Below are 6,547 nucleotides of genomic sequence, written 5' to 3'. Positions count from 1 at the left end.
ACTGCCTTTTCCTACTATCATTTAGCTTCACTTTTAAGTGCTCCTCCCTTTTTGTCTTCAAGCAACAAAAATAGGAGCACTTATCCTATCTTACGTCAACTGCTTCAGATTAAATCATATGGCTAACGCAAAATGTGGGTTAAAATTTGAAGCCCTGGTTGAACCCGACTTTATTGAGTTTTCTCCCGTGTTTTCATTGTTCAGATACATCGTGGCAACACATTCGGAATTAAACAGGCCATAAGGATAGATGTTGATGCCTTTTATACTGCCCACATTTTCCTCAAGCAGGCTGAATGTGCTTGGAGAAGGTTCAAAGCAATGGATGACATTCTCTGGATTTAGACATTTCATGTATATGGCGAACAAACCGATATTTGCCCCGACATCGATAATTTTTGAGGGTTTATTCCGGCTGTTCAGCTGCATGATGGAATATGTGTGCTCATGGAAGATTTCATTTATCCTGAAAACTTCATTAATTGGTATTACAACTGGATAAGAGGCATCTCTTGAGGTGATACAGACCCTGACAATCTTTGATGGGAAATCAGCTGACGGGTTGTTCTCAATTTTATGTTCGAGTCTTGTTGTCATTATTTATTTTCTCTTACTGATATCTGGTAAGATTAGAGTCTTTGCCTCGCAAGGCATTGGAAAAAGAGCATATCTTCATGTAAAGCTCATTTTATTATTTCTATCAGCGCCTTGGAACGTGCTGTAAAATATATGAAATAAAGCAGTATCAGATGAAAAAAATACTTCATGTTACGATACTGATATGAACGGTACCCTGCAGTAATGAAAGGAACCCAGCCGCAGAAGACAAGCAAACCTGAAAGGCCCCTTTTTCTTTTTAAAAGATATGGAAGCGTTATTAAAAAAGCTGTTACACTTGCAAGAAATACAATGGTCATCAATAAAGGCTTATCCAGGAATGAATGTTTAAAAGTGCCCATCATACCCAGTGCATGCCATTTCTGCTTTCTGTAGAAATCCATCAATGTTTTCGGATTGCCCAAATGGATGCATTCTACTCCGGGGTCCTCAATGATGATAAATCCTTTGCCATTGAGCCGCCAGCCCAGTTCAGCATCTTCACCTGTAATGAGATTTTCATCAAAACCGCCCACATGTGAAAATGCCTCTTTTTTAATGGCGAAGTTTCCTGAATTTATATATCTGGCAGGGGAAGCCTTCTTCGTCTTTTGTGAAAACCATGCTTTTTCAATCCAGACTGCATTTTCAGGGATTTCATACCTTGCTCCAACGGCAGCAATTCCTTCAGATTCAAGATTTTTTATTACCTTCGCCCTCCAGCCCGGTGAGATGACGCAATCGGCATCGATAAATGCAAGGATGTCGCCATGAGAATGTTTTGCCCCGTAATTTCTTAGATATCCGATGGTGCCTTCAGGACAAATGAGCAATGTAATATTCTTCACCTGACCGACAATTGATACCGAATCATCTGTGGAGCCATTATCAACGACTATGATTTCATCCCCTGGAATCATTTCGACGAGTATAGCATCAAGACACCTGCTGATATATTTACCGGCATTCTTCATCGGGATAATGAAGCTGATTCTATTCATAATGGCTCCTTATCAGGAATATTGAAGAAAGGTCTTGAAATGTAATCAAAAGGTATTCAACAATTTGAAATGTAAGAATGCCCCCCGCTCATGATGAGGGGGGCAGATAAAATATTGTGTTATTTTAATTTTACTGAAACCCCTCCGGGCTTGGCTGGAGCTGTTGTATCACTTTGAGATGCTTGTGATGAGTTTATGCCGACCTTGGTAATATCGGCCCCGATATCCTTCCCGTCGCTTGCTGCATTTTTGCCGGGACTGCCGCTTGCCAGGGCGAAACCGGATATAGTGGACGGGGAAGATCCTCCTGTATAGACTGGTGATTTATTACCCAGGTCATGCAATCCGATTGCCGAACCACTGGAATACATGTTGTAATCCCATGTGTTTCCGGTTCCTCCCTCAATAGTCCTGTATGTAAAAATATTATTTCTGATAGTATTGTTTGAACTTCCGCCGTCATTCTTTAATGTTATACCGCTCAGACACGTGTTGTTAACAATGGTACAGTAATTACCATTGACCGAACCTCCGGTTTGTGCGTCTTCTCCAAGGTCTATATAAGTCTCCAGGATATTATTCTGAATAGTCGTATAGTTGGTATTCAAGTTGATAGACGCATGTCCGTTTCCTCCACTCGGGTGCATGGCATGAATATAATTGTTCTTAACGGTGTCTCCATGATTGTAATAATTAATGGAAGAATGCTTGAGATATATTCCGTGTCTCACCTGTGTTATTTCATTGTTCTCCAGATGAAAATCATCCGCCCCGAAAACCATTATCCCAGAATAATTCTGGTTCAATCCCGAAGCGTTGGACGCTCCCGTAATGGCGCAATTCTTGATCGTTACATCAGTCGCCCTGACCGCCGCAGACGAAGATCCAACATAAAAAGCACAAGCATTATCACCGGTGCGCCAGTTGAAGACGGCAACTCCATCAGCTTCAAATCCTGTTACGGCGTTATTGCTGTCATACCACCCGATTCCTATTCCACGGGCAGCTAAGGCGTTGCAGTCAAAGGCTATATTTTTAACTCGATAATAGTTTTTTGCGATCTGGAGCATCACATCCATTGAGGCTGTTGCTCTGATGGTGGCATATTCTCCCGGATATGACTGGAAGGTAATCCATGCCGAGCTTGTTCCACTGTTGCCTGTGCTGTTGGTATTTATCAGAGACGTAATGTTATATGTTCCGCCGCGGAAATTAACGGTGTCACCGGCCTTGGCCGAACTCCATGCATATTGAGGGGTAAGCCATGGATTTGAAATATTATTGTTTGCATAAGAAACAGAATCGCTCCCGGTAGTAGAAACGAAAAGTTCCTTAGCCCACAAATTGCCTGCGAGTGTAGCCGAAACCGCGGTAATAATAATGGCAACCTGCATTGCTTTTAGAATGATTTTCTGATTCATCTGGAACTCCTTTGTTGATGATTTTATCATATATCCAACACCAGCAATTACCATGCCATCAATTGATCTTATTATAATATATTAAATTTACGAATAAACACAAATTATGATCTGTAAGCCTTACTGATTAAAGTACTTTTTTGTAATCCGGTATACAAACATGTGTTTGCTGTTTGTCATGTCATTGTGTATCAGGATCCTTCTCAGTGCTAGTAAATTTTCTGATTCATCAAGCATGCCGGGCTTTGTAGTCACTGCCAGTTTGAATCCGAGATTATCGATAATTTGCATCAATTCATTATTATAGTTACCATTGGGATAGCTGAACGTGGCGACAGGTTTTCCGAGTTTGTCCTCAAGAGTGTTTCTTGAATCTGTAATTTCTCTGGTGGCATCCATAATATTTGTCTGCGTAAGTATGACATGGTTATGCGAATGGGCTCCGAAAGAAACATTGCCTAAGGACATCTCTATGATTTCCGGCCATGTCATCCAGGGTCTTTGCCTGTTAAGATCGGTCAGCAATTCTTTCATGAGGTTGTCTATTAAAGCCATCAATGAAATTCTTTCACCCTCGGTCATCATTTTCAAATAACCGATTAGCTCATCGGCAAGAGCAGACCTGTTTCCTCGTGAAGATAAACCTTTAATATATCTATCCGGCATTATCTGAACTTGAGAATGAATCATGTTAATTATGTCTTCAACATGTTCCATCGGGGCAGAATTAATATAATATGATATTCTGTCAGGCCAGGCCCATGTGTTTGTGCCGATGAGATTTGTGGCAAGAAATATGGTAGCAGGAATGGAATACTTTTTTAAAATAGGGAATGCATATTTATAGTTATCATACCAACCGTCGTCGAAGGTGATGATGCAGGTGTTTTCAACCCTGGGATTCTCCATTAATTGTTCGAGCGGAATTATCTTGTAGTTCTTTTTGATATACTGCATGTGCTTTTCGAATGTTTCGGTTGTTACAAACATGCCGGGTTGAATGAATTTCAACTCATCACTTCCAGCCGGCAGGACTCGATGATAGCACAGAATAACGCTTTGTCTGCCATTCAGGATACCGGTATAATACAGAATGCCGGTGTAAGCGCTCCTGATGGGTATGGTCCATTTCATGCAAACAACCACCTCGTTGTCCGGAAAAACAATCCATGCCGATTGTTCATTCGGGCATGTTCATTTTTCAATAAAAGATAATAGGTCAATCCGATATTCAATATCATTCCTGAATAATTTACGAGCATGTACGATCCGAAGAGGATATGTGTAAATGAAATGGCTTTGGCAAAATACACATGAAGGACAAAAGTCATCAGGCTGTTTCTTCCGAACAAAGCAGTCAAATCGACAATCCTGGTACTTCTGATTACAGACCAAAATCGGGCGCCTGCTGCATAGAGAAACAACCAGAGCAGTGAACCCCAGATAAAGCCGTAAATGTTCAAGGGGAATCTTTGTATCGATATAGAATACCTGTTCATGAATGTTGCTATCATTGGACAGATAGAAGTGCTGTGTCTGAAGAGAAATACTGCTGCAAGGGTAATCAGAGACACAATAAACAGGGCTCTTTTATGCCTTGGCATGCTCGACCCGTTTCTGAGCGCAGTTTTTCCGAGACAGCATCCTGCCACAAAATATATCTGCCATAGCACCACGGGGAAAATGGTTTTATCGCCGTAATTGAACAGATAGGGATTCCTTTGAGCGATCAGGAAGAAAATGGCGCTACCCAGTAGTAATATATAATCGAGATTATGTGAAAGGAGATAGAGGAATAAAGGTGTCAGAATAAAAAGCGGGATGAATGTGGGAAGGATGTGAATCAGTCCTATCTGGTTGGAGAATGTAAATGAATCGACGAGGAATCTGCCGATCCCTGTACAACTTCCGCTTCTCAATATAAATTCCGGCAAGCTGACGGTTACTATCATTATGTATTGAATCAGGCACAGCTTAAGCGTTCTTATATAGATTGTCCTTACGGTTGAAGAACAGCTGGCTTTGAACAGAGGCAGATAATGCATTCCTGCAATAACGCCTGACAGCAGCAGAAATCCTTCCATGGCGACATCATGGTACGTGATGAACTTTGAAACCGTTTCAGGGAAATAGCCAGCATAGTGCACCAGCATCATGTCAAAAATTGCAAGGCCTCTCAGGAAATCTATGAATGTATCACGATTGTTATTCATTTAAGGAGAAGGGTTAAAAAATAATTTTTCCTGAAAAATATTTATATAAAGCATTCTGTTTAAGATGAGCAATATCCAGAACCAGCTGTAGTAAATTATGTCATAGAAGAATGCATTAAGAAGGAATGCTATCATGGCAACTTTTATTCCCGTCACCAGATGTTTTGTTTGTTTGAGGGTCAGGTTATCAAGCTCACTGTCACAACTTGTCGGAGTATATCGTATTGTTGCCTTGTTGGTTTTGAAAAAATCATACAAAATCATAATGAATATGATGATTCCAAAGGTTCCGAGTTCACATAAAATTTGAAAATAGGCATTGTGAAGTGCTCTGCCCCAGATAGTATCAGGCCTGTAATTGCCAGTGTCCTTTACCCTATTAAGATAGTGGGCTGCGGCAACTCCAAAATTTAGCGGACCAACTCCAATGATAATATTATCCTTATACTCTTCCCATGCGATTGACCATAAAACTTTTCTGTCCCTGCCGGTACCGGACGATGTCCCTTCGGCTGAAGTCTGCATTTCTTTCCAGAAGGCATTGTCTGGAAATATTATTGAGGTGGCAACTATGATAATGACGCAGGCTATCCCGATAAAAAGGATGCCTTTCACAAAATTTCCTGATTTTACCAGCAGATAAATCAAGGTTGCGACCAATACTAAAAATGCCCCCCTTGCGAAAGAGATTACAACACCGACAATGCAGGTGCAGAGTGCAATAAGTGCAAGTGTTTTGGCCATCGACTTTTTTTGAACCGAAAAATAGTAATAGCAGTAAGCTACCCCTATCCCCATAAGAGGGCCATATGCATCTTCCTCATTAAGGATATAGTCCCATTTGACCAACCCTCCGCCAATTATGCCCCAGATGCCAAGATAAAGAAACTGGAGCATGAAAAGGAACATAAGTTTATCGGTTCGATATTTGTTGCTTATGAAACTAAAGGTGATAAGAGCCAATATATAGTATTCCAGGACAAGCCGGAGCACAACTCTGGCACGCCCGGTATTCTCCGCTAATAATGAACTGATCAGCAAAGAAACCAGAAACAAGGCAAACCATTTATATTTATATTTTTCTGTATTCGAAGTGAACCAGACAACAAGCGCCAGCGCCAGCAGAATAGTAGGCAGGCTTCTCAAGAACTGTAAGGGGGGGATGTAAAACGAAATGAGTCTTTCAGGCAGGAAAAGCATTAGAACCCATATCCAGTAAAGGATCTTAAATCCTCTTTCGTTCTGGGTAGGTTCTTTCAACTGACTATTATTTGCAGGTACTGATGATTCCATTGAAGTATTGTACTTATTCGAT

Annotated in this window: 6 protein-coding genes; all 6 read right to left on the bottom strand. The window is 41.0% G+C overall.

Annotated elements, in window-relative coordinates; translation table 11 throughout:
• Positions 1–114: 114 nt before the first annotated feature.
• Positions 115–597, bottom strand: coding sequence for an FkbM family methyltransferase (locus VIS94_06875; protein ID HEY9160790.1), 483 nt, complete (start codon positions 595–597; stop codon positions 115–117).
• 86 nt (positions 598–683) lie between these two features.
• On the bottom strand, positions 684–1,598 hold the full coding sequence (locus tag VIS94_06870) for a glycosyltransferase (protein ID HEY9160789.1): 915 nt from the start codon (positions 1,596–1,598) through the stop codon (positions 684–686).
• Positions 1,599–1,717: 119 nt separating this feature from the next.
• Entirely contained in the window at positions 1,718–3,019 is a 1,302-nt protein-coding gene (locus VIS94_06865) for a right-handed parallel beta-helix repeat-containing protein (protein HEY9160788.1), read from the bottom strand.
• 120 nt (positions 3,020–3,139) lie between these two features.
• Complete coding sequence (locus tag VIS94_06860) at positions 3,140–4,153, bottom strand: polysaccharide deacetylase family protein (protein HEY9160787.1); 1,014 nt, start codon at positions 4,151–4,153, stop codon at positions 3,140–3,142.
• On the bottom strand, positions 4,150–5,232 hold the full coding sequence (gene opgC, locus VIS94_06855; protein HEY9160786.1) for an OpgC domain-containing protein: 1,083 nt from the start codon (positions 5,230–5,232) through the stop codon (positions 4,150–4,152). Before opgC ends, VIS94_06860 begins: the two co-directional genes overlap by 4 nt.
• The gene (locus tag VIS94_06850; GenBank protein HEY9160785.1) at positions 5,233–6,492 is read right to left on the bottom strand and encodes an O-antigen ligase family protein; all 1,260 of its coding nucleotides are present in this window, start codon (positions 6,490–6,492) and stop codon (positions 5,233–5,235) included.
• Positions 6,493–6,547: the final 55 nt, after the last annotated feature.

The organism is Desulfomonilia bacterium (assembly GCA_036567785.1).
In the GTDB taxonomy this organism is placed as follows: domain Bacteria; phylum Desulfobacterota; class Desulfomonilia; order UBA1062; family UBA1062; genus DATCTV01.
The sequence above is the reverse complement of the archived record's forward strand: the minus strand, read 5'-3'. Positions and strand labels throughout refer to the sequence as shown.